This is a genomic window from Streptomyces sp. S.PB5, from assembly GCF_030403745.1.
GTDB lineage: Bacteria > Actinomycetota > Actinomycetes > Streptomycetales > Streptomycetaceae > Streptomyces.
Genome location: NZ_JAQMWP010000001.1, coordinates 142,262 through 168,129, shown reverse-complemented (window position 1 = coordinate 168,129; position 25,868 = coordinate 142,262). Strand labels below are relative to the sequence as shown.

The window sequence follows — 25,868 nt, the reverse complement described above, 5'->3', positions numbered from 1 at the left end:
TGCCCGGGCAATGGTCCCGGACAGACCCGGTGTGACAAGGTGACCCAAAAGCGTTGGGGGGATGCTGTGCCTGAGCTTCTCAAGGGCGGGAACACCGTGGTCGGGGCCGGGGCCCTGAGCGCCGAGCTGCACACCGTGGGCGATCAGGTGGATCTCAGTGCGCTGCTGGTGGGGGCCGACGGGCGGGTGCGGTCCGATGGGGATCTCGTCTTCTACAACCAGCCGTCGGCCGAGGGCGGGGCCGTGCGGCATGTCGGGGCGGATGCCTCCGGGCCCGAGCGGGTGGTCGTGGAACCGGGTGGGCTGCCGGCCGATGTGGACCGGGTCGTCCTGGTCGCGAGCTGCGATCCCGACAACACTGCCCGTACGTTCCGGGACGTCAAGGAGGTCACCGTCCGGGCCCAGCAGGCCGGTGGCGAGGCCGTCGTCTTCCATGCGCCCGCGCTGACCGACGGTGAGCGGGCCGTGCTGTTGATGGAGCTGTACCGGCGGGGCGACGGGTGGAAGCTGCGGGCCATCGGGCAGGGGTACGCCGAGGGACTGGCGGGGCTGGCGACGGACTTCGGGATCGATGTGTCCGAGCCGGAGCCGGCGGCACCCCCGCAGCCGGCCCTCGCTCCGGCACCACCCGTGGCACCCCTGCAGCCGGCCCCCGCTCCGGCTCCACCCGCCCCGGCCCCCGCCGACCTCACCAAGCCCCCGCTCGGCAGGATCAGCCTCGACAAGGGCAGCCAGGTCTCGCTCAGCCTGGACAAGAAGGACCGTGAGCTGGTCGTCACCGTGGCGCTGGAGTGGGACGGGGGCAGTGACGAGCGGCGGCGCCGGGGGGCCGACCTCGATCTGTACGCGCTGTTCGTGCCCGCCGGCCAGGCGCAGCGCGGCACGCAGGCGCCGGGCACGATCGTCAAGACCGGGCGCGGGGAGAAGAAGGGCAAGGGCGGCGTCGGCGACGTCGTCTATTACAAGAACCTCGGCTCGCTGCAGCAGGCGCCGTACATCCAGCTCGACGGGGACGCCCGTGTTCCCGGCCGGGAGACCGTCCGGATCGTGCGGCCCGAGGAGCAGGGGTACGTCCTGCTGTGCGCCTACTCGGCCGTCAGCAACGGGTTCGGTTCCTTCAAGAGTTTCGGGGCGAAGGTCGTGGTCGACGACGGACGCGGGTCCGTCGTCACGGTGCCGCTGTACGAGAACACCAAGACCCGCTACTGGGTGGCGATCGCCCTCGTCGACTTCACCGCACCCGACGGCGCGGCCGTCCAGCACATCGAGTCCTACAGCGGCCGCATGAACGAACGTCGGCCGGTGCTGCACCCGGACGGCACGATCGAGATGAACGCGGGGCCGGTCGAGTTCAAGCGCCGGTCGGACTCCCAGTCCTAGCCGACCCGTGCGCCGCCCTCACCCGCGCGTCTCACCCAGCACTCCCCTCAACCGCTGTGCCCTGAGCACCAGTTCCAGCTCGAAGCGCCGGTCCGGGTCGTCGATCTCCGCGCCCCAGAGTTCGCGGATCTGGCGGAGGCGGTAGCGGACGGTCTGGGGGTGGACGCCGAGGCGGGCGGCCACTTCCGGGGCGCCGCCGCGGGTCTCCAGCCAGGCCAGCAGGGTTTCGGCGAGGCGGCGGCCGTGGGTGGGGCCGCAGTGGGCCAGGGGTGCCAGACACCTGAGCGCCAGGTCGTCTATCAGTTCCTCCGGCTGCAGCAGCACCAGCGCTTCCGTGTGCTCCGTGCAGTGCAGGACCTCACCGGCGGGCAGGAGCCCGCGTTCCATGAGGCGTACGGCGGCCTCGGCCCAGCGCAGGGACTTCGCGGCGTCGGCGAGGGGAACCGGAGGGCCGATCGCGCCCGCCCAGCCGGTCAGGGCCCGGTGGAGCAGCTCCGGGCGGCCCGCCGCGTCCGGTTCGGGGACGACCATCCGGGGCTGTTCGTACTCCATGTCCAGGAGCACACCCTGGCCGACCGCCGGTGGGACGGCTTCCCGTGCCGGACGCAGCAGCACCCCGACGGCCACCCTCTTGGGCAGTGACCAGCCGATACGGGCGGCGCGCTCGGTGAGCGCCTCGGCCGGGTCGCCGTGGCGGTGGCGTTCGGCCAGCAGCAGTTCCATCAGGCGGCGTTGGAGGCGCAGACGCTCGCCCGCCTGACGGGCCGCCGCCTCGGCGTAACCGCGCACCGACTGGTCGACCAGGCCGTCGAGGTACTCGTAGCCCGCGTCGACGAGTTCGTACATCGCCGGCGGCGGGATCTCGACGCGCTGGCCGATCTCGGCGAACCGGCGCCAGGCCAGTCGTACGCCCATGCGGTAGATGGCCTGGAGGGAGTCGAGGCTGCGGCCGCCCAGGCCCTCGCCGCGGCCGAACTCCTGGAAGACACCCGGCGGGACGGAGGGGCGGCCCTCCGCGGTCTCCAGGTGCTGGACGAAGACCTCGATGGCGCGGCGGATGCCGACCAGGGCCATCGGCTCGCCCGACTCGTCGAGGACGACGGGCAGATGGGGGTACTCGCGGCGGATCTCGCGCAGGATCTCCTCGGCGAGCTCCGGCGCCTCCGCCATCGCGATCGCCGCGAACCGGCGCACCTGCCTACGCGGGACATCGAGCCAGGCCGACCGGGAAGTCACCGCCGTCACGGGTAGTTCACCGCCGTCACCGGTCAACTCCCCTGACCTGCTTGCTCATACGTGATCAAGGGGGTGTCGGGTTGGTCGGGCGTCGCTTCGAGCACCGCGACGATGCCGAGCGCGGCGCCCACCGCGAGCGCGGCGGCGAGGGCGACGGTCAGTGCGGCGGCAAGCAGTCTGGACATCGCAGGGTCAGCCTTTCCAGCCTTCAGGTGGCTCTGTCCGGCGGTCGTCCCCACCCCGGCAACCCACCCTGCCTGTCGGCCCCAGTGTCAGCAAGACATTGACACTCCGTCAAGGGGCGCCTACGGTTCCCGGCCCATAGAGCGGCCCGAACTCCGTCAACAAACGCCCCAGGAGTGCCCGGATGCGCCGTACAGCCTCTCCAATCTCTCTCATCCTGCTGGGACTTGGCACATTCCTGCTGGTCCTGGCGCCCATGCTGGCGTGGTACGTGACCCCACGGGCCGCAGTGAACCCGATCGACATCGACCAGACCGCGGTCTACAAGGGCCAGGGCAGGGTCTTCGACACCGAGCAGCTCGAAGCCGTGCCCGAGACCATCACCGTCACCCAGCGGGTCCGCGGGAACGTCGAGGACAGCGAGCGCAGCGGCGACACGGTCTGGGACGTGACGACCACGGTGGACGACGACGACACCCTGCCGGCCGCGGACCCGCACGACGCGCTGGACTTCGTGCCCCATCGCTGGGTCATGGACCGCAGGACCACCAAGCCCGTGCACTGCTGCGGCGAGACGCCGTACATCGAGGGCGAGGCCTACCTGAAGTTCCCCTTCGACGTGGAGAAACGCTCCTACCAGTGGTGGGACAACACCCTCGGCTCCACGATCGTCCTCCGCTACCGGGATACCAAGAAGGTCCAGGGGTACACGGGTTACCGGTTCACCGGCACGGTCGCCCCGACGAAGGTCGGCTCGCGGCTGGTGCCGGGCGCCATCGTCGGCCTCGACGACACACCCCAGGTGCTGGCCGAGGAGTGGTACTCGAACCACGGATTCGAACTCGTCGTCGACCAGCGCACCGGCCGGGTGCTCTACGCGCAGACCGGCCCGAAGCGCACGCTGCGGGCGCCGGGCGCGAAGACGGACGCGCAGGTGCTGCTGGAGAGCAGGAAGATCGCATTCACCACGGAGACGCAGAAGGAGGCGGTGCGGCTGGCGAAGCGGGACAGCGGTCAGCTGCGCGCGATCGGCGAGACGGTGCCGATCGGAGCGGCTGTGGTGGGGTTCGTCCTGGTCGTGGCCGGTTCCGTTTTGGTGGTACGAGGGAGGCGGCATCCCGGTTCTTCCGGTTCGCCCGATTCTCCCCTCACGATGTGACTGGACGTCAGCTCTAATAAGCCCGGAAATTGTCACCTCGGTGAGTAGCCACGGGGAACGGGTGGGCGAAAACTGTCCACCCCCACCCGAGCACAGTCCACCCACAGCACCCTCCCAGTAAGCACTCAAATCCCCCACAGGAACGCAAAGCACCGCCCCACGCTCAAAGTTCCGCACCCTGAGACGAGTTGGAGCACACATGCCCCAGCACGTGCCACCCTCGCTGCCCGCCCTGTTCCCCCGGGTGTCGCAGCACCCCTCGGCGCTCCCCCCACCTCCGCGCCGAATCGTTTTCCTAGCCCATCGAGACCTGGACAACCCGGCCGCCGGGGGCTCCGAGCTCCTCGTCGACCGGCTCGCCGACGGCCTCACCGGCCTCGGCCACCAGGTCACCCTGCTGTGCGGCGGTCCCGCGTCGTACCGCGACTACCGGGTCGTCTCCGCGGGCGGCGAACTCGGTCACTTCCTGCGCGCCCGCTCGGCCTTCTCCCGTCAGGTCGGCGACTGCGATCTGCTGGTCGAGGTCTGCAACGGGATGCCGTACTTCGCGCCCGTCTGGCACCGCGGACCCACGCTGTGCCTGGTCAACCATGTGCACACCGATCTGTGGAAGATGCGGTTCGGCGGCCCCATGGCGCCCGCGGCCCGGCTCGGCCGAAGACTTGAGCACTGGGCGCTGACCGGTGCGCAGCGCCGGAGCCTGCTGGTGGCGGTGTCGCCGTCCACCGCGCATGCGCTCCGCGGGATCGGCGTGGAGCGTGATCGTATTCGTGTCGTCCACAACGGAGTCGAGGAGCCGGGGCCGCGGGCCGACCGGTCGCCCGAGCCGTTGTTCGTCGCCGTCGGCCGGCTCGTCGAGTACAAACGGATCGATCTGCTGTTGCGGCTGTGGGAGCGGGTACGTCCCGTGACCGGCGGGCGGCTCGTCATCGTCGGGGACGGGCCCGAACGGGAGCGGCTGGAGCAACTTGCCGGTCCTGGAGTGGAGTTCACGGGTCATGTCTCCGAGGCCGAGAAGCACCGGCTGCTGTGCGAGGCGTGGCTGTTGATGCATCCGTCGGCGGTGGAAGGGTGGGGTCTGGTCGTCACGGAGGCGGCCGCGCGCGAGACCCCGACCATCGCCTTCGACGTGCCCGGTCTGCGGGATTCCGTCGTGGACGGGGAGACGGGGATGCTGGCGCACGGCGAGTCCTCGTTCGCGGCCGCGTGGTGCACGCTCGCGTTGTCCGGAGAGCGGCGGGAGCTGATGGGCAAGAGTGCCCGGGAGCACGCGGCGCGGTATCGGTGGGATCGGACGGTAAGACAGTTCCGTGCCGTGGCAGCCGAGGCGGTGAGGGGCTGGGGCCCATGACCAGCCTCAAGGATCCTTCGATACGCAGGTCGGTCGCCCTCTTCCGGGCCTTCCTCCACGAGCAGGACGACCCCGACGCCTGCTACTCACTCCTCGCCCGCGACTCCGTCGACCAGGTCGAGGCCTACGACGGGCCCGTCGCCGGTCGCACCGTCGTGGACGTCGGCGGTGGCAGCGGGTGTTTCACCGAGGAGTTCCGGAGACGGGGCGCCAACGCCTATCTGTTCGAGCCCGATGTGAGTGAACTCGGTCCCAAGCCGCCCGACGGGGCCGTCATCGCCGACGGGTATCTGCTGCCCCTGTACGACGGGGCCGCGGACGTCACCTTCTCCTCCAACGTCCTGGAGCACGTCGCCGATCCGCAGACCTTCGTCAGTGAGCTGGTGCGGGTCACCCGGCCCGGTGGGCTGATCTATCTGTCGTTCACCAACTGGCTGTCCCCGTGGGGCGGTCACGAGTGGGCGCCGTGGCACTACCTCGGGGCCGAGCGGGCGCGGGCCCGTTATCTGCGGCGCACCGGGAAGGCCGCCAAGCACACCCTCGGCGAGAACCTCTTCGCCGTGCACATCGGTACGACTCTGCGGCAGGTGCGCGCCCGGGACGACGTGCGGGTCGTCTCGGCGCGCTCACGCTACTGGCCGTTCCTCGCGGAGACCGTGGTCAAGGCGCCCGGGATCCGCGAGGTCGCCACCTGGAACCTCCTCCTCATCCTCCGGCGGTGTCCACCATGACGACGTCCACGGTCCAGGCCCCTCCCCCGGCCGCCGTACCCTCCACCGCACGTATGTCGGGCCCGCCGGAGGGCCCGCGGTCGAGGCGCTGGCTGCTGGGGTTCTGGGCCGTGGTGTTCGTGCTGTTCCTGGCGGTGCATCCGGGCCGGCAGACCTTCGACACCAAGCTGGGTGTCACCGTCGACCCGGGCCGGTTCTTCTCCGATCTGGGCCAGCTGTGGCAGGACCAGGGCAGTTTCGGGGGGATCTCGGACCAGTACGCCGGCTATCTGTGGCCGATGCTGCCGTTCTACTGGCTGGCCGACGCCGTACGGCTGCCGGTGTGGCTGGCGGAACGGCTGTGGCTGTCGCTCATCGTGTCCGTCGCCTTCTGGGGCGCGCTGCGGCTGGCCGAGCGGCTGCGGATCGGCAGTGGCGGTGCGCGGCTGCTCGCGGCCGTCGCGTACGCGCTGTGGCCGGTGTTCACCATCGTCGTCGGGTCGACGTCGGCGGCCGCGCTGCCCGGCGCGTTCCTGCCCTGGGTGCTGCTGCCGCTGACGGACGAGCGGTACGGCGCCCGGGTCGCCGCCCTGCGCTCCGCGGTGATCATCCCGTTCATGGGCGGTGTCAACGCGGCCTCGACGCTCGCGTCCCTCCTCCCGGTCGGGCTCTATCTGCTGTCCCGCCCGCCCGGGCCGCGGCAGCGCAAGCTGATCGCCTGGTGGGTGCCGGGGCTGGTGCTGGCCACCGCCTGGTGGTGGATCCCGCTGCTGCTGCTCGGCGTCTACGGCGAGAACTTCCTTCCGTACGTGGAGAGTTCACAGACCACGACCGAGACCATGTCGGCGACGGAGGCACTGCGCGGCGCCGGCAACTGGGTGGCGTATCTGCACTTCGGCGAGGCCTGGCTGCCCGCCGGCTGGACCGTGGCCGCCTCGGTCGTCGTCATCGTCTGCTCGGCGCTCGCGGCCGGGCTGGGGCTCGCGGGCCTGGCCAGACGTGACATGCCGGAGCGGCGCTGGCTGACGCTCACGGTGATCGTGGTCGCCCCGATCCTGCTCGCCGGGTACGGCGGCGCTTTCGGGGCGCCCTTCCACGGAGTGGTGCAGGACTGGCTGAACGGCGGTCTCGTGCCGTTCCGCAACATCTACAAGTTCCAGACGGGGCTGGCCCTGGCGCTGGTGCTGGGCCTCGCCCATCTGGTGGGGGTGGCCACCGAGGCGCGGGGCGCGCGGCAGGTGCGGGGGCGCAGGTTCGCCCCGCTGGTCGCGGCGGTGCTGATCCTGCCCGGGCTGATGTGGCCGTATCTCAACGGGTCGATCCTGAGCCCCGGTTCCTTCCAGGAGATCCCCAAGTACTGGTCCGCCACCGCTGACTGGCTGAAGAAGTACTCGCCGGACTCCCGCGCCCTGGTCGTCCCGGCGACCGCGCACGGCATCTACACCTGGGGCTCCACCATCGACCAGCCCCTCGACGTGGTCGCCGAGTCCCGCTGGGCGCAACGCGACTACGTCCCGTTCGGCACCCCGGGCAACCGGCGCGCGATGGACGCCGTCGAGCAGGCGCTGATGACGGGCGGCGAAGTCCCGGGCCTGGCCGACTACTTGAGCCGTTCGGGCATCTACTACATCGTCGTCCGCAACGATCTCGACCCCGACCAGATCGGTTACGTCCCGACCACGACGGTCAAACGGACCCTGGAACAGTCCGGCTACCAGCGGATGACGGGCCTCGGCCCGGTCATGACCGGCGGCCGGATCATCCAGGACGCCCCGCTCGCCGTCGAGGGCCTGTATCCGAGGCAGCGGGCGGTGGAGATCTACAAGCCCGCCGACGACGTCCCCAACCCCCGGCAGGCCGGCGTGTTCCCGGTCGCCGACACCGCCGTCGTCTCCGGCGGCCCCGAGTCCCTGCTGCCGCTGGCCACCGAGCTGCGCGGCCGCCCGACCGTGCTGACCGGCGACAACCACCCCGGCGTCGGCACCCCGCCCCTGCAGGTGGTCGGCGACGGACTGCGCCGCGCGGACACCCGGTTCGGGCTGGTCAACGCCAACACCTCGTACACGTACACCAGCGACGAACGCAACGCCCCCGAGGCCGCCGAGGACGCGGGCGGGAAACCGCACCAGATCCTGCCGGCCAAGGGCCTCGACCATCAGACGGTGGCCCAACTGCGCGGCGCCCGCGAGGTGTCGGCGTCCTCGTACGGCAACTGGCTGTTCCATCTCCCGCAGTACGACCCGGTGAACGCCTTCGACGGCAATCCGGACACCGCCTGGGCAGAGGGTTCGACCGGGCCGGCGGACGGACAGTGGCTGCGGATCGAGTTCTCGGACGACGAGTACGACATGCCGTCGTCGTTCAAGGTGACACCGCTGCCCCAGGAGAGCGTGCGGTCGGCGGCGACCGAGGTGCGGGTGGAGACCGAGAAGGGGTCGGAGACCAGCTTCCTGCGCGCGGACGGCATGACGCAGACCATCAAGTCCCCGCCGGGTGCGACGAGTTGGATGAAGCTGACGATCGTCGACTCGGTCGAACGACGCTCCGGTCTGCTGGGCGCCGGCTTCTCCGAGATCACCCTGCCGGACGTCCAGGTCACCCGCCTGCTGCGGCTGCCCACCGACGCCGAGGACACCGACGCCGCCGCCGAGCTGATCTCCCTGCACCGCCCGGCCGACCCGACCGGTCTCTCCGCGACGGGCATGGAGGCGGGCCTGCACCGGCGCTTCTCGACGGCCGCGGGAGGGACGTACTCGTTCGAGGCGAGCGCGGTCCCGGTGCCGGGCGAGGCGCTCGACCGGCTGCTGTACGAGGTCGCCCCCGAGGGGCAGGACCGCCGTGTGGTCGCCACCGCGGACTCCACGGCGGCCCTCGGTGCCGGCCTGTCCGCGCGCAACCTCACCGACGGCGACCTGACCACGGCGTGGATCGCGGGCGACCGCCCGACCATCCACCTGCGCTGGGACGGCAAACAGCCCGTCGGCGAACTGGTGCTGGCCCCCGCGGGCGGCCTGTCCACCCGCCCGACCGAGGTGAACATCAGCTCCCCGGACGGCGCGACCATCGCCGGCGTCGACGAGAACGGCTGGGTGCGGTTCCCGGCGATCACCACCGACCGTCTCGACATCACGATCACCCAGACGGCCCCGATCACCCTCTACAACCCCGTGGTCGACGAGGATCTGCGGCTGCCGGTGGGCCTGACCGAGGCGTATCTCCCGTCCCTGGAAACGGCCGACGCCTCCCACCGGACGCCCCAGCCGGACAGCGACCGGGAGTTCACCCTGCCGTGCGGCGAGGGCCCCGACGTGTCGGTGGACCGGGAGCTCTACCAGACCAGCGTCAAGGGAACGGTGGGCGACCTCAGGGAACACCGGGCCGTCGAGGTGACCCTGTGCCAGGAGGGCCGGGACGACGGGGAGTTGGAGCTCTCCTCCGGCACCCACCAGGTCGAGGGCGGCGACGCCGGTCCGCTGGTGCTGACCGGCATCACCCTCACCCGCGGCACGGTCGCCGAACCCACGCCCGCGGGACGCGAGTTGCGGATACGGGACTGGCTGGGCGACCGCCGCGAGGTGACGGTCGGCTCGGGTGCGGCCACGTATCTCACGACGTACGAGAACTACAACGACGGCTGGAAGGCCACGCTGAACGGCAAGGAGCTCTCGTCGGTGCGGCTCGACGGCTGGCAGCAGGGCTGGCGGATCCCGTCCGGGGCGGGCGGCACGGTCAAGCTGTCGTACGAGCCGGCGGTGACGTACGACGCTGCGCTGATCGCCAGTGGTGTGGCCGTGCTCGTGCTGATCGGCCTGGTGCTGTGGCGCCGCAGCTCGCCCAACCCCGACGAGCCCCAGCCGCCGCCCCCGCCGCCGGGTCTCTGGCTCGGCACGATCGCCCTCACCGCGGTGGGTGTGCTGATCGCCGGCTGGTTCGCCCTGCTGGTCCCGGCGCTCGCGCTGCTGGCGCACCGACGGCACGAATGGCTCGTGCCGATCGCGTTCGTGGCGCTCGCGGGTGCGGGGATCGCCGCGGCGACGGGGGCGGGCGAGCCGGTGTCGGCGGGGCACGGGGCCTTCGGCCACACGGCTCAACTGCTGGCGTTGATCGGCCTGTTCGCGGGGGTGGTGAGCGTACGGGACCGTGACGACGGCCCGGCACCGGCCCCCGATTCGGAGGCACCGACACGGAGGCTGCCCAAAGCCGAAGGGGGCGGACCGATATGACCACGGCACCACCCGACCGCATCCCGTTCCCGGTCGTGGACGAGGTGGCCCGCCACTGCCTCCAGGAGGAGGAACCGGAGACGGTCCACATCGAGGTCCACCTCCCCGGCCGCCTGGACCCAGCGGCCCTGCGCAAGGCCTTCCACGAGGCACTGCTGAGGCACCCGCGCATCCTGATGCGGGAGGCGCGGGGGCCCTGGTACCGGCGCCGCTACGAGTGGGAGCTGACCGCGGGCCCGGACGTGGAGGTGGTGACGTTCCCGTCGCCGGGCCGGGACGCGCTGCGGGACGCGAGGACCCGGGCCCTGACCACGGCTCCACCGCTGACGGACTCACCGCCGATCCGGTTGGAGGTGGTGGAGGGGGCACGGCCGGTGGAAGGCAGCGAGGCGTCCGATGTAGTCGGCATAGCTGCGGGCAGTCGTGCCGCTGGGGCGGCTCCCGACCCACAGAGAGCAGCACCCCGCCAGCACGGGCGAGCGATACCCACCGCCGGGCACGGACAAGGCACGGTCCTGTTCCTCACCATCAACCACACCGCCCTGGACGGCCCCGCCTGCCTCCGCGTCCTCGCCACCGCCGCCGAGCTCTACGGCGGCCGCGACAACTCCCCCGCCGCACCCCCGGTCCGCCCGCCCGAGACCCAGCAGGCCCCGCCGGAAACCCCCTCCAACTGGTCACCCCCCGCACGGGTGGCACCCGGCACCCCCGAACCCTCCCCCGGCAACGGCATGCTCGTCACCGAACTCGCCCTCCCCCACCGCCCCAAAGGCGCCCCCTACACGGTGAACGACCAGCTCATGGTCAGCACGGCCCTGACCATCGCCCACTGGAACCGCGAACACGGCGTCCACCCCCGCCCGTTGCGCATCACGATGCCCGTGGACGACCGACCCCGCGACACGACCATGCCGATCGGCAACGGCACCCGGCTCGTCGAAGTCCCCTTCTCACCCCAGGAGTTGACGACGAGCGACCTCCCCGGCCTGCTGCAGCGCACAGCGACCCGCACCCGCGCCCTGAAGTCCCTCCCCCGCCCCCAGCTCGGCCACGGCGCCGCCCTTCTCACTGCCCCGGTCACCCCCGTGGCCTGGCGGGCCGCCCTCACCAGGGGCCTGCGCAGGGCGGCCGCGCCCTGGACGTCCACCACGCTCCTCAGCAACATCGGCCGCATCCCGTACCCCTTGGACTTCGGCGAGGAGGCGGGCCGCGCGCACGCCGTGTGGTTCTCGGCGCCCGCCCGGATGCCGCGCGGCCTCACGGTCACGACCGCCTCCACCGCAGGCCGGCTCCATCTCGCGCTCCGCTGGTCGCGATCCCTCCTCAGCCACGGCGACGGCGCCCACCTGCGGGACCTGTTCGAGCACTATCTGCACACCACGGACGTGGAGCAGCGATGACGACCGCACACACGGCACAGAGCGCCCCCGCCAAGCCCCCCGAGCTGCGCGACTTCTACGAGGACCCCGCCGTCCCCGTCGCCTCCGGCACCCCCCGCAGCCTCCGCCAGGCCCGCATGCTGGCGAGAGCGCTCGGCACCGAGCGCGACCGGACGATCCTCGACATCGGCTGCGGCGACGGCACCGCGGCCGCGGTCGCCGCCCCCCTCCTCCCCGGCCACCGGCTCGTCGGCGTCGACTGGTCCCAGGACGCGCTGCGCCGCGCCCGCACCCGGCTGCCGTACGCGGTCCGCGGTGAACTCGGCGACGGCGGGCTGCCGTTCGCGGCCGAGTCCGTGGACGCCGTGCTCTTCAGCGAGGTGATCGAGCATCTCGTCGACCCCGACGCGGCGATGGACGAGATACGGCGGATACTGCGCCCGGGAGGCCATCTCATGCTGTCCACCCCGAACCTGGCCGCCTGGTACAACCGCGCCCTGCTGTTCGCGGGTGTCCAGCCGGTGTTCTCCGAGGTCAGCCTGCGTGCCATCCACGGACGTCCGGGACGGGAGGTCGTGGGGCATCTGCGGCTCTACACCCCGCGCGCGCTGCGGGAGTTCGTCACCGCGGCCGGCTTCACCGTCGTACACCTCGAAGGCGCGCCCTTCCACGGTGTGCCGCGCCCGCTGCGGCCCCTCGACCGGCTGGCGTGCCGCAGACCACCCCTCGCCTCGATCCTGCTGTTGCACGCGCGGAAGACCTAGGGGGCGGGGACCATGTGGTGGGGAGTGGCCGCGGCCCTGATGGCGAACACCCTGTACAGCCTAGGTTTCGTCCTGGAGAAACGGGCGCTCACCTCCCTGCCCGAGGTGACGATCCGGGAACCTGCCCGGCTGCTGCGGCTGGTGCTGGGCAGCCCGCTGTGGATCGGGGGTTCGCTGGCGCTGGCCGCCGGGTTCGCGGCGCAGCTCGTCGTCTACCGGACGCTTCCGATCGCCGCCGCGCAGGGCATCTTCGTCTCCGGCCTCGTGCTGCTGGTGCTGCTGTCCTCGCGGCTGCTGGGCGAGGAGACGACCGGCCGGGAGCGGTACGCCCTCGGCGCGATCCTCGGGGCGCTGCTGATGGTCGTCCTCTCCCTGGACGAGCGCACGGACACCGTCAGCCAGGCCGCCCCCTACCCGCTGATCCTGCTGGTGTGCGTGCCGTCGCTGGCGGCCGGGGTCTGGCTGTACGGGTCGGCGGAGCGCCGCGCCCGGCACCGCCACCGGATGCCGACGACCGGCGTCGAGTACGGCGTGGCCGTGGGCCTGCTCTACGGCGTCAGCTCGCTCGCCATCAAGGGCGTGTCGAGCCATCTGACCGCAAGCGGACCGCTCGGAGCGGTGACCGGCATCCTCCGCTCGCCGTACCCGTATCTCCTGCTCTTCACCGGCGCGTTCGGGCTGGTCATGTCGCAGGCCGCGCTGCAGCGCTGCCGGGCCTCGCTGATCGTGCCGGTGTGCACGACGGTGACCTGTCTGTTCACCGCGGTGCTCGGCACGCTGTCGTTCGGCGAGGCGCTGCCGCACGACCCGCTGCACCTCGCACTGCGCCTCGCCGGTACGGCGCTGGCCGTCACCGTGCTCCTGTCCATGCCCAGGCACGACCCCAGCCCCGCCCAACCCCCCATCGGTACCAAGGAGTTGACGCCCCCATGAACCCCGACGACCCGCTGCTGCGGATCCTGGCGTGCCCGCTCGACAAGGGCCCGCTGCACCTCGTCGTACCGGACGGCCCGGCGGCCCCGGACGAGATCCTCTACAACCCGCGTCTGCGCCGCCGTTACCCGGTGGTCGACGGCATCCCGCAGCTGCTGCCGTCCTCCGGGGAGCAGGTCACGGACGACGAGCACGAGGCACTCCTCAAGCGGATGTCCCCATGACCCTGACCGCGAGAGTCGCCCCGCTGCTGCCGACCCGGCTGGTCGCGGCCGTCGCACGCGCCGTGTACCCGCGCTTCGAACCGGAGTTGGCGAGGCTGGCCGAGCTCTGCCCGTCGGGCTGCGGGACGGCCGTGGACGTCGGCGGCTGGTACGGCCCCTGGACGCGCCGCCTCTCGCGCCGGGCCCGCCGGGTGGTGACCGTGGAACCGGTCCCCCATCTGGCCCGGCTCCTCGCGGCGACGGCCCCGCCCAACGTCCGCGTGGTCCAGGCCGCCGCGGCCGAACGCCCCGGCACGGCCAGACTCTGGCTGCCCCCGCACGACGCCGGCGACCGCGGGGTCTCCTCCCTGGTCCGCCGCGACATCCACCCCCAGGCCCTGTCCGTCGGCTGTGTCACCCTCGACGAACTCGGCCTGAAGGACGTCGGTTTCGTGAAGGTCGACGTCGACGGCAGCGAGCTGGCGGTGCTGCGCGGCGCCACCGGCATCCTGGCCCGCGACCGTCCGGCCCTCTTCATCGAGCTGGAGTCCCGTATCCAGCCGATCGGCCCGGTGGTGACGTATCTGTCCCTGCTCGGCTACGAGGGCTGGGTGCTGCCCGGCCGTGACTGGGTGCCCCTGCGCCACTTCCCGCTGGAGGCCCACCAGGCGGGGACGTCGTACGTGGTCACCCAGGGCCTGCTCCGCCGCGTCCTGCCCTTCCGGGGCCCTCGGTACGTCAATTCGGTCCTCTTCCTCCCCGACGGCCGCTGCCCGGTGGGCCACGATGGGGCACATGCCGTCTCTTGACTTCCAACTGGTCCTCCTGCGCCGCATGGCCGACCACAACCCGGACCTGGTCGAGGACGCCCGCCGCGAGCTGGGCGCCTCCCTCGCCGACATGCGGGAGGCCAACAAACGCTGGCAGGCGATGGTCCGCTCCCCGCGAGCCCGGGCCGCCGCGTCGCGCTACCGCTCGGTCCTCGGCACCCCCGAGTCGGTGATCACCCGCAAGGTGGGCGACCTGGACTGCGAGGCCTGGCTGTGGCCGCTCCCCCTCTGGCCGGACCTGCGCTTCGAGGTGCTGCTGGCACCGAACGGGGCGGTGTGGAACGACTGGCTGGTACGGGCGCCGGGTGCGGCGGCCCCGCGGCTGAGCACGCTGGAGGACCTCGCCCCCTGGTCCTGCACGGTCGACGAGGCGGCCCGCGCCTTCGCCCCGGCCCGCCCGCTGGAGGGCACGGCACCGACCCGCTGGGGGCTGGCGTTCACTGCCCCGGACAAGGACGGCGTACGGCACGAGTGCGCGGCGGAGTTCACCTGGGGCCTGCTGCAGAGGCTGGCGGTGCGCTGACCTGCTCGGGGGGTGCGGGGCTGGGCCGGCGTGCGGCTGCCGCCGCGTGGGCGCGACCAACCCCACTCGACCGGCCCCACTCCGTCGCACTGCGAACTCAAAACCGTCCCACCCGGTCAACCTTGACCGGATTCCTCCCCAAAACCGGTCGCCCGGCAGATCACACCCCGTCCGGTCCTACGGTGTCCCGGTGACCGAGACGACGCCAGACCGGACCGTGCCCGTCGAGCGGCTGCAGCTGGGCGACCACGCCTGTATGAGCCTGGGCGACACCCGGACGCCGTGGAAGGTGTTCACCGCGTACACCCGGACCAGTCTCGCCCGCCGGGAGAAGGTCCTGCTCGTCATGAACCCGGACGACATGAACGACGACGACGTGGTCGCCCTCCTCGACGGCGGCACCGGCCGGGTCGCCGCCGCGCGGCAGACCGGCCAACTCTCCCTCAGACGTGACACGGAGATGTATCTCCCGGACGGCCGCTTCCGCGAGGACCGCACCATCGAGCTGTACACCGAGGAGGTCGACCGCAGTCAGAGCGAGGGCTGGGCGGGGCTGCGGCTGACCGCGGACATGAGCTGGGCGCCGAGGATCGGCCTCGATCACGAACGCCTCCTGGACTACGAGGCCGCCGTGGCACCGCTGTTCGCGGACCCGCTGTTCACCGCGATCTGCTGGTACGACCGGGAGCGCTTCGGCGAGGGCACGCTGAAGGACATGGCCAAGGTGCACCCGCTGCGGGTCCTGGAGAACCTCGACTCGATCGATGTCGCCGAGACCCAGGACGGCAGCCGCGTCTCCGGCTCCGCGGAACTCGGCACCCGCGCCGAGTTCGTGGAGTCGCTGCGCGAGGCGCTGGCCCACCGGAACACGACCGGTCCCGCCCGCTTCGTACTGGATCTGCGGGACCTGTGCTTCATGGAGGCGCACTGCGCCTGGCAACTGATCAGTCTCGCCGGGTCGTTGCCGGACGGCAGCGAGGTGACCGTGCGGTGCGGGGAGCTGCTGGCGCTCGTGCTGCGGCAGCTCGGCGCCGACGACGTACCGCAGTTGGTGCTGAGCGTCGAGGGCGACGAGGACGACGAGGCCGCCGGGTGAGCGGACGAGGCGGCGGGGTTCCCGGGGAGCTGCTGCTGCGGCGGGAGTTCGGCCGGTCCGACCTTCCGCTGGTGCGCCACCTGGTCACGGAGGGCGCGATCCTTGCGGGGCTGTCCGGGCCCGCGAACGGGGCGTTCGTGCAGGCCGCGTTGGAGATCGCCACGAACGCGGTGCTGCACGGCGGGGGGCACGGCTCGATCGAACTCCGGCTGGTGGAAGACGAGTTGCGCTGCGAGGTGATGGACGGAGGGCCGGGTCTGCCGGAGCGGTCCGAGATGGCGGCGGGGCACGGGCTACGGCTGGCGGAGGCGCTGACGGGCCGGCTGGAGCTGCACAGCGGCCCGGATCAGCGGGGGACGGTGGCGGCGCTGGCGGTACGGGTGCGGTCCTGACCGGACGGGCCCCGCCCGGCGCCATCGCTGTCGCCGTCGCCACCCGAACGCCGGGGACCTACACGCCGTCGTCCACCCGCCGCGTACTGAACCACGCGGCCACCTGACTGCGGTTGGTGAACCCCAGCTTCGCGAGTATTCGCTCCACATGCCCCTCCGCGGTCCGCTGGGCGATCACCAGACTCTCCGCGATCTGCCGGTTCGTCCGCCCCTGCGCGATCAAGGACGCGACCTGCGCCTCCCGGGGCGTCAGCAACGCGTCGTCCGGCACCGGCATCGCCATGGACGGCACCGGCACCGGTACCGCCCCGGCCGGCGGCCGGGCCGGGGCCGGCTCCCGTACCTCCCCCAGCGCGTAGGCGACGGCCTCCTCCATGGAGAGGCCTCCGCCCCGCCGATGCGCCCGCTCGTACGCCGCGTCCCCCGACGACTCCCGCGCATGCCGCTCGGCGACCCGCGTCCGCCCCGGCCGGAACGACTCCACGGGGTCGCCGCCGATGTCCCGCCATATCCGGTCGACCGCCCCCCGCAGCACCCCCGCCCGCTCCACCGCCCCCGCCGCCGTCATCGCCTCCGCGGCGGCGAGCAGATCGAGCGTCCGGGCGAGACTCTGGGCGTGCTGGCCGGTGTACGGCAGCCGCAGACACGTACGCGCGTGTTCGGCGGCCCGTCCGTAGTCGCCCACCGCCCAGTACGCGAGCGCGAGGGTCCGCAAGGCCCAGCCGCGCGCCCACTGCTCCCCGTGCGCCTCGCACAGCGCGATCGCCTCGGCGCACAGCGGTATCGCCTCCTCCGGCCGCCCCCGACAGACCAGGGTGCAGGCCAGTTCGACACGGGTGAGGACGATGAAACTGGCCGTCGAGGAACCCCGGTTGCCCGGCGCGAAGGCCTCGGCCGGTACGGGCGGCGGGGTGGGCACCGGCAGCTCGTCGTCCGCGGCGGAACCGGGACCGGGGTTCTTGCCGGTAACGGGGCCCGTGCCGGGGCTGGGGCTGGGGCCCGTGCCGGAGCCGGAGCCAGGGCCAGGGCCGCTGCCCGTCCCGGGGCCAGGGCCGGAGCCGCGGCCCGCGCCAGGACCGGAGCCCGCGCCGGGCCCAGGGCTGGGGCCTGTGCCGGAGCCCGCGCCGGAGCCGGAGCCCGCGCCAGGGCCGCTGCCCGTGCTGGGGCCAGGGCCGAGGCTGGTGCCGGGCCCCGTGCCGGAGCCGCTGCCCGCGCCAGGACCGGAGCCCGTGCCGGGCCCAGGGCCAGGGCTGGGACTGGGGCCTGTGCCGGAGCCCGTACCTGTGCCGGAGCCCGCGCCAGGGCCGCTGCCCGTGCCGGGGCCAGGGCCGAGGCTGGTGCCGGGCCCCGTGCCGGAGCCGCTGCCCGTGCCAGGCGTCGTGCCCGCGAGGACCGCCGCCGAGCGCGTGTGCACCAGCGACATCAGCGCGCCCGCCCACATCGCCCGGGTCAGCGCCACATCGGGATGCGCCCCGGCCCGCAGCGCCCCGTCCATCCAGTGTCTGCCCTGGCCCCAGACCCCGCCGGCCACCCAGTGGAACCACAGGGAGGAGGCCATCCGCAGCCCGTGCTGGGCCTCCCCCGGCGTGGTGAGGCAGAAGTCCAGCGCGGCATGGAAGTTGTCCCGGTCGAGCCGCAGCCGCTCGGTGATCTCCGGCTGGTCGGGCCCGAACCAGTTCCGCTCGTATCCGGTGGCCAGCCGCGCGAAGTGGTCCCGGTGCCGCCGCCGAGTCCCGGTCACCTCGCCGAGGTCCTCCAGCTTCTCCCGGCCGTAGTCGCGCAGGGAGACCAGCAGCCGGAAGCGGACCTGCCGGCCGAACTCCTCCCGCACCAGCACCGACTTGTCGACGAGTCCGGCGACCGCGTCCAGAACGTCCGCCGAGCCGAGCCCCTCCCCGCCGCAGACCGCCTCCGCGGCGGCCAGGTCGAAGCCGCCGACGAACACCGACAGCCAGGCCCACACCAACTGCTCCTGCGGAGTGCACAGTTCATGACTCCAGTCGACCGCGGAGCGCAGGGTGCGATGGCGGGGCGGGGAGACGGGGCTGCCGCCGGTGAGCAACCGGTAGCGGTCGTCGAGGCGTTCGACCAGCTGCTCCACGCCGAGCGCCCGCACCCGTACCGCCGCCAGTTCGATCGCCAGCGGCAGCCCGTCGAGACGGCGGCACAGCCGAGCCACGGCCTGCTGGTTGCCCCCCTCCAGGGTGAAGCCCGGGACCACGGCCGCCGCCCGGTCGGCGAACAGCCGCAAGGCAGGAAACCGTTCGGTGGCGAGCGCACCCCCGGCGGCCTCCTCCGGCGTCGGCGCGGGCAACGGCGGCACCTCGAAGAGCTGTTCACCGGCCAGCCCCAGCCGGTGCCGGCTGGTGGCGAGAATCCGTACGCCCTCCGTCGCCGACAGCACCGCGGCCGCGAGCACGGCACAACTGCGCAGAACATGCTCGCAGTTGTCGAGCACGATCAGCAGCTGCCGCTCACGCAGATACTCCACCAGTACGTCCAGCGGCGGCCGGGTCGTCTCGTTGCGCACCCCGAGCGCTTCGAGCACGGCGTGCGGGACGAACGCCTCGTCCTGCAACGCGGCGAGCGGCACCAGCCACACTCCGTCGGGGAAGACCCGCCCCACCTGCCGTGCCACATGCCCGGCGAGCCGGGTCTTGCCCACCCCGCCCGGCCCCGTCAGTGTCAGCAGCCGCCCCACCGACAACAACCGCCTGACTTCCGCCGCCTCGTCCCTGCGCCCCACGAAGCTCGTCAGCTCCGCAGGGAAGCCTGAAGTACGCCGCGACTCTGATCCGCCCACGACCAGTCACGCCCTCTGTAGTGATCCCCGCACGTGCTGTTGTTTTCCCGCAGGGTAGGCACGGCCGGGGCGCGACAGGCCCGGTTCGTGGAATTCCCGCCCTTTAAGGGTGACCGGCGCTCGCGCCTCGGCCCGCGGCCGCTTTCAGCACCGCCGCCACGACCGACGGCAACGACCGGGGATGCAGATCCAGGAAGAGATTCGGCTCGACCAGCTCCAGCTCCATCACCACGGGCCTCCCGTCCTCCCCGTCGACGAGATCCACGCGCGCGTACAACAGCTCGGGACCATCCGGTACGGCGGCCAGCGCGCGCTCGGCGACGGCGAGTTCGGCCGGGGTCGCGGTCCACGGCTCCAGCCCGGGGTGGGGAAACTTGTCCGCGTCGAAGGCGGTACCGGGTTCGAGGACGGCCCGCTTGCGGCTGGCGTGCAGGAACCGCCCCCCGAAGTACAGCAGCGCCCGCTCACCCCCGACGTCGATGCCCGCCATGTACGGCTGCACCATCGCCGCGAGCCCCTCAGCGTGCATCCGCGCGATCTGCCGTACGGCGGTCTCGTGCTGCTCGGGGCCGTACCGCGCCACGTACCGGGACCCGGCCCCCGAGGTCGGCTTGACCACGTACTCACGGTCGTCCGGAAGGCCGTCGATGTCATCGCCGGGCGCGATGTACCGCGTGGGCACGGTGGGCACTCCGGCCTCCGCCAGCTCCCCCAGATACCGCTTGTCGGTGTTCCACCGCACGACCTCGGCCGGATTCGCGAGCCGGGTGGCCTTCCCGCACCGCTCGGCCCACGCCACGAACTCCTCCACCCGCCAGCTGTAGTCCCAGGTGGACCGGATGACGGCCAGGTCGTACCCGCCCCAGTCGACCCCCGCGTCGTCCCAGAACACGGCCTCCGCCTCGGCCCCGGCCGCGCGCAGGGCATCGAGCATCACGGGAAGACCGTGGTCATAAGAGGTTTCCGGCCGGGGGTCGTAGGTGACGAGGGCGACTCGGGGCACGGCGGTTCCTTTTCTCATGTCTCATACGGTCGGATCTCTACAGTCGGATCTCTACGGTCGGATCTCATACGTCGGACGAGCTCGTGGCTCCGCAGGCCAGTGCCTACCGGTCGTCCTCCTCCGGCTCCCAGTCCAGCAGCCGCACCTTCGCCACCGTACGGACATGGCGGCGCATCGCCGAGGCCGCCTGGCGCGGGCTCTGGTCGGCGATCGCGTCGAGGATGGCGCGGTGCTGGGCCAGGGAGCGGTGGGGGCGGCCGGGCTGGCGCAGGGACTCGGTGCGGCTCTCGGCGATCTGGTCGGAGATGGAGCGCATGAACTCGGCGAGGAGGCTGCTGTGGGCGGCCGCCGTGACCGCCGCGTGGAAGAGACGGTCGCCTTCGATGCCGTGGTCGCCGGCGTCGATCTCGGCGGACATATGGGCCAGGGCCGAGCGCATCGCGGCGAGATCGTCGTCGGTGCGGCGTTCCGCGGCGAGTTCGGCGAGCTTCGTCTCCAGGGCCTCGCGGGCGTCCAGGACGTCAGGGAGGCGCCGGCGGCGTTCGACCATCCGCTCCACGGGTTCCACGTCCAGGCTGTCCCGGACGAGGTACGTGCCGCCGCCGTGCCGTGCCTCCACCAGGCCCTGGACCTCCAGGACCACGATCGCCTGCTTCACGGAGGCCCGGCTGACCCCGAGCCGCTGCGCGAGATCCCGTTCGGGCGGAAGACGGTCACCGGCCCGCAGACCGCCCTCGGCGACGTACTGCCGCAGCCGGTCGAGCACCTGCTCGTAGAGGCGCTGTCTGGTCATGGGGCGCAGGGCGTCGGTCACGGGTTCCCCTTCTGGCGTGGCCGATTGGCTGAGCCAATTCTTACGCACTCCCTTGACGCGTGGTCGTGGGCTGGCAGGATCAGCCCTCGCAGGTGGCCAATTGGCTCAGCCACTCGGCCACTGGGATCCAGCCCTCCACCCCTTCATCCCACCCCCTTCAGCCCACCCCTCTTCGCCCCGCCCCCCTTCACCCCTTCATCCATCCAGTCAGCCGCTCCGGGACCCAGAGACGGGAGCCCGTATGTCCCCCGAACTCATCTCGATCCTCGTGCTCGTCGTGGTGTTCGTCATCGCCACGACCCGCTCCGTGAACATGGGCGCGCTCGCCTTCGCCGCAGCCTTCGCGGTGGGCGAGCTCGTCGCCGACCTCGACGCGGACGGCATCTTCGCCGGCTTCCCCGGCGACCTGTTCGTCGTCCTCGTCGGGGTCACGTACCTCTTCGCCATCGCCCGCGCGAACGGCACCACCGACTGGCTCGTGCACGCCGCGATCCGGCTCGTACGGGGGCGGGTGGCGCTGATCCCCTGGGTGATGTTCGCCCTCACCGCCGCCCTCACGGCGATCGGCGCGGTCAGCCCGGCCGCGGTCGCGATCGTCGCCCCGATAGCCCTGAGCTTCGCCGCCCGCTACGGCATCAGCCCGCTGCTGATGGGCGCGATGGTGGTCCACGGCGCCCAGGGCGGCGGCTTCTCCCCCATCAGCATCTACGGCACGATCGTCAACGGCATCGTCGAGCGCGAGAACCTCCCCGGCAACGAGGTCTTCCTCTTCCTCGCCTCCCTGACCGCCAACGTCGTCATCGCGGCGGTCGTCTTCCTGCTGTTCGGAGGACGGAAGCTGTGGGCGATGGGGGCGGTGGAGGGAGACGCCGCCGTGGCAGGGAGCGCGCCGGGAACGGGCGGCGGGAAGGCCCCCGGGACGAAGGGCGGAGCGGGCAGGCCGAGTCCCGCAGGAGGCGGCGGGCCGAGCCCGGCCGGAAGCGCCATTGACACCGCCCCGGCCGCGACGGGCACGACGGGCACGACCACCGTGGTCCCGCCGGCCGCGGAGCCCGCCACGACCCCCCTCCTCACCCCCGCCCGCATCGCCACCCTCACCTCCCTGGTCGCCCTCGTCATCGCCGTGCTGGTCTTCGACCTGGACGCCGGTCTCACCGCGATCACGCTCGCCGTCGTGCTCAGCACCGTCTGGCCTGCGGACAGCCGTAAGGCGGTCGGCGAGATCGCCTGGTCGACGGTGCTGCTGATCTGCGGTGTTCTGACCTACGTCGGCGTACTGGACGAGATGGGCACGATCACCTGGGCCGGCGAGGGCGTGAGCGGCATCGGCGTCCCCCTGCTGGCGGCCGTACTGCTCTGCTACATCGGCGCGATCGTCTCCGCGTTCGCCTCCTCCGTGGGGATCATGGGCGCGCTGATCCCGCTGGCGGTGCCGTTCCTGGCGCAGGGCGAGATCGGCGCCGTGGGCATGATCGCGGCGCTGGCGGTGTCGGCGACGGTCGTGGACGTCAGCCCGTTCTCGACGAACGGCGCGCTGGTCCTGGCGGCGGCGCCGGATGTCGACCGCGAGCGTTTCTTTAGGCAGTTGATGGTCTACGGAGGGATCGTGGTGGCAGTGGTCCCGGCGGTGGTGTGGCTGGTGCTGGTGGTGCCCGGCATCGGCTAGCGACGGCGCATTCCCGCACCAGCGGAAGTCCGGAACACAGGAATACGTCTAAGGACGACAGTTAAGGAGTACGACGCGTGTCCTCTCTCTTCCCGGCCCTGACGGACGGCCCGGCGGACCGTCCCGCCCTGCGGTTCGGCGACCGGTCCCTGACCTACGCGGAGCTCGCCGCCGTGACCGGCGTGCTGGCGGACCGGCTCAAGGGCGGGGGCCGTGTCGCCGTATGGGCGACCCCCGCACTGGAGACCGCGCTCGCCGTGGTGGCGGCACTGCGGGCCGGTGTACCCGTGGTGCCGCTGAACCCGAAGTCCGGGGAGAAGGAGCTCGGACACATCCTGTCGGACAGCACCCCGTCGCTGGTGCTGGCGGCGCGGGGGGATGAACTCCCGTCGCCGCTGGGCGACTTGCCGCGGATCGATGTCTCCGGGAACCCCAGCGACTCCGTCGCGGCGAGCGCCGGCGGGGCGGGGGCTGGAACCGGGACCCGGGCTGGGGCTGAGACCGGGGCCGGGGCTGAGACCGGGGCCGGGGCTGGGACCGGGGCCGGAACCCCCGACGCCGAGGTCACCGACGAACACCCCGCCCTCATCGTCTACACCTCCGGCACCACCGGCCCGCCCAAGGGTGCCGTCATCCCCCGTCGGGCCATCGCCGCCACCCTGGACGCGCTCGCCGACGCCTGGCAGTGGACCGGCGACGACGTACTCGTACACGGACTCCCCCTCTTCCATGTGCACGGCCTGGTCCTCGGCATCCTGGGCCCGCTGCGCCGCGGTGGAGCCGTCCGTCACCTGGGCCGCTTCTCCACGGAGGGCGTGCAGCGCGAGCTGTCGACGGGCGCGACGATGCTGTTCGGCGTCCCGACGATGTACCACCGGATCGCCCAAGCCCTCCCCGAGGACCCGGAGTTGGCCAAGGCGCTGGGCCGGGCACGGCTGCTCGTCTCCGGCTCCGCCGCCCTCCCCGTGCACGACCACGAGCGCATCACCGCCGCGACCGGCCGCCGCGTCATCGAGCGGTACGGCATGACGGAGACCCTGATGAACACCAGCGTCCGCGCGGACGGCGAGCCCCGGGCGGGGACGGTCGGGGTGCCGCTGCCGGGGGTCGAGCTACGGCTGACGGAGGAGGACGGCTCGCCGGTCACCTCGTACGACGGGGAGACGGTCGGCGAGATCCAGGTGCGCGGCCCCAACCTCTTCACCGAGTACCTGAACCGCCCCGACGCGACGGCGGCCGCGTTCACGCCCGACGGCTGGTTCCGCACCGGCGACATGGCGGTGCGCGACCCCGACGGCTACGTCCGGATCGTCGGCCGGAAGGCCACCGACCTGATCAAGAGCGGGGGTTACAAGATCGGGGCGGGCGAGATCGAGAACGCGCTCCTCGAACACGCGGGGGTACGGGAGGCCGCGGTCACCGGCGAGCCGGACGCCGACCTGGGCGAGCGGATCGTCGCGTGGATCGTACCGGCGGACCCCGACTCCCCACCCCCCGCGGATGCGTTGGCCGACCACGTGGCCGCCCGCCTCGCCCCCCACAAACGCCCCCGCGTCGTCCACTACCTGGACACCCTCCCCCGCAACGACATGGGCAAGATCCTGAAGCGAGCCCTCGCCCATGACTGAACGCCGCTCCGCCCGCGAGATCCTGGCCCTCGTCACGGAAGACTTCACCGAACTCCCGTACCCGACAAGGGACTCCAAGCCCGACGGCCCCCTCTCCTGGCACGGCTACGACGCCTCCCGCGCCCGCGCCGCCGAACGCACCGGCGAGGAGGAGTCCGTGGTGTGCGGCACGGGACGGGTCGAGGGGACGCCGGCGGTCCTGATCGCCTTCGAGTTCGGCTACCTCGGCGGCTCCCTGGGCGTCCGCACCGGCGACCGCCTGGAGACGGCGTACGCCCATGCCCGCGAACACCGCCTCCCGGTCGTGTCCCTGGTCGCCACGGGCGGCAGCCGGATGCAGGAAGGCATGCTCGCACTCACCCAACTCCAGCGCGTGGCAAGGCAGTCGACCCTCACCCGCGAGGCAGGCCTCCTCCAGATCGCCGTCCTCCGCGACCCCACCACAGGCGGCGGCTGGGCCACCCTCGGCGCCGGCGCCGACGTGATCCTCGCCCTCCCGGGCGCCCAGGTCGGCTTCGCGGGCTCCCGGGTCCGCCCGGCGGACGCGGACCCGACGGCTTACACGGCCGAGTCCCAGGTGGCGGCGGGCGCGGCCGACGCGATCGTACGACCGGAGAACCTGCGCGAGACCTTGGGCGGCTGGCTGCGCTTGCTGGCTCCGCGGGCGGGCGCAGACGCAGACGCGGGCACAGGCGCAGGCACAGACGCAGACGCAGGCACAGGCTCGGGCGCGGCAGCGGTCCCGGGCGCAGCCGCAGACTCTGCCGTAGCTGCCGTAGCTGCCGTAACTTCCGTAACTTCCGTAACTGCGGGCAGTCTCGCCGCTGAGGCGGCTCCCGACCCGCAGAGAGCGGCACCCCGCCGACGCGGGTCGAGCGACACCCACCCCACCCCGGCCCCCGTCCCCGAGCCACTGGGCGAACGGACCCTCCCCGACACCGGCTGGCACGCGGTCCAACGCGCCCGCGCCCCCCAACGCCCCCGCGCGACCGCCTACTTGGACGCCTACTTCACCCACCGCGCAGCCATCTCCGGCGACCGCTGCGGCGGCACCGACCCCGGCATGCTCTGCGGCTTCGGCGAGCACGAGGGGAGGACGATCGCGTACGCCGCACAGACCGGTACCGCGACCCGCCCCGCCGGATACCGCACCGCCGCCCGCCTCATCCGCCTCGCGGACCGGCTCGGCATCCCGGTGCTGACCCTGGTGGACACCCCGGGCGCCGCCAATGACGCCGAGGCGGAGCGACAGGGGGCGGGAGCGGCGATCGCGGACCTCTTCGGTGCGGTGGCATCGGCCCGTACCCCCATCACCACCCTCCTGATCGGCGAGGGCGGCTCCGGCGGGGCGCTGGCCCTGGCGGCGCCCGGTAACACGTACGCCACCCCGGACAGCTACTTCTCCGTCATCGCACCGGAGTCGGCAGCGGCCATCCTGAAGCGGCCGCCGGAGGAGGTGGAGGCGACGGCGGACCAACTCCGTATCCGGCCGCAGGACTTGGCGGATCTCGGGGTGGTCCGGACGGACGAGGAGGGGTCCTCCCACAGCGCCTGACCGCCGATTCTGAGATCGCGTGCGGTGCCGTACGGAA

At 72.4% G+C, this 25,868-nt stretch carries 21 protein-coding genes; 16 read left to right on the top strand and 5 right to left on the bottom strand.

All coding sequences use genetic code 11. The features are described from left to right. The first annotated feature begins 66 nt into the window (after positions 1-66). Complete coding sequence (locus tag PH203_RS00780) at positions 67-1,380, top strand: TerD family protein (RefSeq protein ID WP_289914881.1); 1,314 nt, start codon at positions 67-69, stop codon at positions 1,378-1,380. A gap of 18 nt (positions 1,381-1,398) precedes the next feature. Here the strand turns inward: PH203_RS00780 and PH203_RS00775 are convergent, their stop codons facing one another. Continuing rightward, positions 1,399-2,616: a helix-turn-helix domain-containing protein gene (locus tag PH203_RS00775; RefSeq protein ID WP_289916582.1), complete on the bottom strand. Its 1,218-nt coding sequence runs from the start codon at positions 2,614-2,616 to the stop codon at positions 1,399-1,401. A 32-nt stretch (positions 2,617-2,648) separates the two neighbouring features. Next, the gene (locus PH203_RS00770) at positions 2,649-2,801 is read right to left on the bottom strand and encodes a hypothetical protein (protein WP_289914879.1); all 153 of its coding nucleotides are present in this window, start codon (positions 2,799-2,801) and stop codon (positions 2,649-2,651) included. A 182-nt stretch (positions 2,802-2,983) separates the two neighbouring features. Here PH203_RS00770 and PH203_RS00765 point away from each other — a divergent pair, with 182 nt between their 5' ends. The 12 genes from PH203_RS00765 (at position 2,984) to PH203_RS00710 (ending at position 16,362) form a co-directional block, all read left to right on the top strand. Further along, positions 2,984-3,958 carry a DUF3068 domain-containing protein gene (locus tag PH203_RS00765; protein ID WP_289914878.1) on the top strand — a complete coding sequence of 325 codons (975 nt, stop codon included), beginning with the start codon at positions 2,984-2,986 and terminating at the stop codon, positions 3,956-3,958. 199 nt (positions 3,959-4,157) lie between these two features. Continuing rightward, entirely contained in the window at positions 4,158-5,309 is a 1,152-nt protein-coding gene (locus PH203_RS00760; RefSeq protein ID WP_289914876.1) for a glycosyltransferase family 4 protein, read from the top strand. Further along, the gene (locus tag PH203_RS00755) at positions 5,306-6,040 is read left to right on the top strand and encodes a class I SAM-dependent methyltransferase (protein ID WP_289914875.1); all 735 of its coding nucleotides are present in this window, start codon (positions 5,306-5,308) and stop codon (positions 6,038-6,040) included. The genes PH203_RS00760 and PH203_RS00755 overlap by 4 nt, the downstream gene beginning before the upstream one ends. After that, positions 6,037-10,242 carry an alpha-(1->3)-arabinofuranosyltransferase gene (locus tag PH203_RS00750; protein ID WP_289914872.1) on the top strand — a complete coding sequence of 1,402 codons (4,206 nt, stop codon included), beginning with the start codon at positions 6,037-6,039 and terminating at the stop codon, positions 10,240-10,242. Before PH203_RS00755 ends, PH203_RS00750 begins: the two co-directional genes overlap by 4 nt. After that, a complete protein-coding gene (locus PH203_RS00745) occupies positions 10,239-11,642 on the top strand; it encodes a condensation protein (RefSeq protein ID WP_289914871.1) in 1,404 nt (467 codons plus the stop codon). The genes PH203_RS00750 and PH203_RS00745 overlap by 4 nt, the downstream gene beginning before the upstream one ends. Beyond that, a complete protein-coding gene (locus PH203_RS00740; RefSeq protein WP_289914868.1) occupies positions 11,639-12,385 on the top strand; it encodes a class I SAM-dependent methyltransferase in 747 nt (248 codons plus the stop codon). Before PH203_RS00745 ends, PH203_RS00740 begins: the two co-directional genes overlap by 4 nt. Positions 12,386-12,409: 24 nt before the next feature. Then, the gene (locus PH203_RS00735; RefSeq protein WP_289916580.1) at positions 12,410-13,318 is read left to right on the top strand and encodes a hypothetical protein; all 909 of its coding nucleotides are present in this window, start codon (positions 12,410-12,412) and stop codon (positions 13,316-13,318) included. Beyond that, entirely contained in the window at positions 13,315-13,542 is a 228-nt protein-coding gene (locus PH203_RS00730) for a Trm112 family protein (RefSeq protein WP_289914865.1), read from the top strand. The genes PH203_RS00735 and PH203_RS00730 overlap by 4 nt, the downstream gene beginning before the upstream one ends. Further along, on the top strand, positions 13,539-14,330 hold the full coding sequence (locus PH203_RS00725; RefSeq protein WP_289914862.1) for an FkbM family methyltransferase: 792 nt from the start codon (positions 13,539-13,541) through the stop codon (positions 14,328-14,330). The genes PH203_RS00730 and PH203_RS00725 overlap by 4 nt, the downstream gene beginning before the upstream one ends. Then, positions 14,317-14,874, top strand: a complete 558-nt coding sequence (locus tag PH203_RS00720; protein WP_289914860.1) for a hypothetical protein — start codon at positions 14,317-14,319, stop codon at positions 14,872-14,874. The genes PH203_RS00725 and PH203_RS00720 overlap by 14 nt, the downstream gene beginning before the upstream one ends. 190 nt (positions 14,875-15,064) lie before the next feature. Next, positions 15,065-15,970, top strand: a complete 906-nt coding sequence (locus PH203_RS00715) for an MEDS domain-containing protein (protein ID WP_289914859.1) — start codon at positions 15,065-15,067, stop codon at positions 15,968-15,970. Beyond that, positions 15,967-16,362, top strand: coding sequence for an ATP-binding protein (locus PH203_RS00710; RefSeq protein ID WP_289914857.1), 396 nt, complete (start codon positions 15,967-15,969; stop codon positions 16,360-16,362). The genes PH203_RS00715 and PH203_RS00710 overlap by 4 nt, the downstream gene beginning before the upstream one ends. Positions 16,363-16,420: 58 nt before the next feature. Here PH203_RS00710 and PH203_RS00705 read toward each other — a convergent pair whose 3' ends face one another. The 3 genes from PH203_RS00705 to PH203_RS00695 form a co-directional block, all read right to left on the bottom strand. Continuing rightward, complete coding sequence (locus PH203_RS00705; protein WP_289914855.1) at positions 16,421-19,108, bottom strand: LuxR C-terminal-related transcriptional regulator; 2,688 nt, start codon at positions 19,106-19,108, stop codon at positions 16,421-16,423. A gap of 160 nt (positions 19,109-19,268) precedes the next feature. Further along, positions 19,269-20,168 (bottom strand): hypothetical protein, encoded by a 900-nt coding sequence (locus PH203_RS00700; protein WP_289914853.1) that lies wholly within the window; start codon positions 20,166-20,168, stop codon positions 19,269-19,271. Between the two features lie 103 nt (positions 20,169-20,271). After that, positions 20,272-20,982, bottom strand: coding sequence for a FadR/GntR family transcriptional regulator (locus tag PH203_RS00695; protein WP_289914851.1), 711 nt, complete (start codon positions 20,980-20,982; stop codon positions 20,272-20,274). A gap of 241 nt (positions 20,983-21,223) precedes the next feature. Here PH203_RS00695 and PH203_RS00690 point away from each other — a divergent pair, with 241 nt between their 5' ends. The 3 genes from PH203_RS00690 (at position 21,224) to PH203_RS00680 (ending at position 25,831) form a co-directional block, all read left to right on the top strand. Continuing rightward, positions 21,224-22,648 carry an SLC13 family permease gene (locus PH203_RS00690; protein WP_289914847.1) on the top strand — a complete coding sequence of 475 codons (1,425 nt, stop codon included), beginning with the start codon at positions 21,224-21,226 and terminating at the stop codon, positions 22,646-22,648. Positions 22,649-22,725: 77 nt separating this feature from the next. Next, a complete protein-coding gene (locus PH203_RS00685) occupies positions 22,726-24,276 on the top strand; it encodes an acyl-CoA synthetase (protein ID WP_289914846.1) in 1,551 nt (516 codons plus the stop codon). Next, positions 24,269-25,831 (top strand): carboxyl transferase domain-containing protein, encoded by a 1,563-nt coding sequence (locus PH203_RS00680; protein WP_289914844.1) that lies wholly within the window; start codon positions 24,269-24,271, stop codon positions 25,829-25,831. The genes PH203_RS00685 and PH203_RS00680 overlap by 8 nt, the downstream gene beginning before the upstream one ends. The last annotated feature ends 37 nt before the right edge of the window (positions 25,832-25,868 follow it).

Bases quoted from the DNA above. Each gene is read 5' to 3' on its own strand.
- PH203_RS00770 (WP_289914879.1), bottom strand. From the start codon at position 2,801: ATGTCCAGACTGCTTGCCGCCGCACTGACCGTCGCCCTCGCCGCCGCG.
- PH203_RS00765 (WP_289914878.1), top strand. From the start codon at position 2,984: ATGCGCCGTACAGCCTCTCCAATCTCTCTCATCCTGCTGGGACTTGGC.
- PH203_RS00760 (WP_289914876.1), top strand. From the start codon at position 4,158: ATGCCCCAGCACGTGCCACCCTCGCTGCCCGCCCTGTTCCCCCGGGTG.
- PH203_RS00755 (WP_289914875.1), top strand. From the start codon at position 5,306: ATGACCAGCCTCAAGGATCCTTCGATACGCAGGTCGGTCGCCCTCTTC.
- PH203_RS00750 (WP_289914872.1), top strand. From the start codon at position 6,037: ATGACGACGTCCACGGTCCAGGCCCCTCCCCCGGCCGCCGTACCCTCC.
- PH203_RS00745 (WP_289914871.1), top strand. From the start codon at position 10,239: ATGACCACGGCACCACCCGACCGCATCCCGTTCCCGGTCGTGGACGAG.
- PH203_RS00740 (WP_289914868.1), top strand. From the start codon at position 11,639: ATGACGACCGCACACACGGCACAGAGCGCCCCCGCCAAGCCCCCCGAG.
- PH203_RS00730 (WP_289914865.1), top strand. From the start codon at position 13,315: ATGAACCCCGACGACCCGCTGCTGCGGATCCTGGCGTGCCCGCTCGAC.
- PH203_RS00725 (WP_289914862.1), top strand. From the start codon at position 13,539: ATGACCCTGACCGCGAGAGTCGCCCCGCTGCTGCCGACCCGGCTGGTC.
- PH203_RS00720 (WP_289914860.1), top strand. From the start codon at position 14,317: ATGCCGTCTCTTGACTTCCAACTGGTCCTCCTGCGCCGCATGGCCGAC.
- PH203_RS00690 (WP_289914847.1), top strand. From the start codon at position 21,224: ATGTCCCCCGAACTCATCTCGATCCTCGTGCTCGTCGTGGTGTTCGTC.
- PH203_RS00680 (WP_289914844.1), top strand. From the start codon at position 24,269: ATGACTGAACGCCGCTCCGCCCGCGAGATCCTGGCCCTCGTCACGGAA.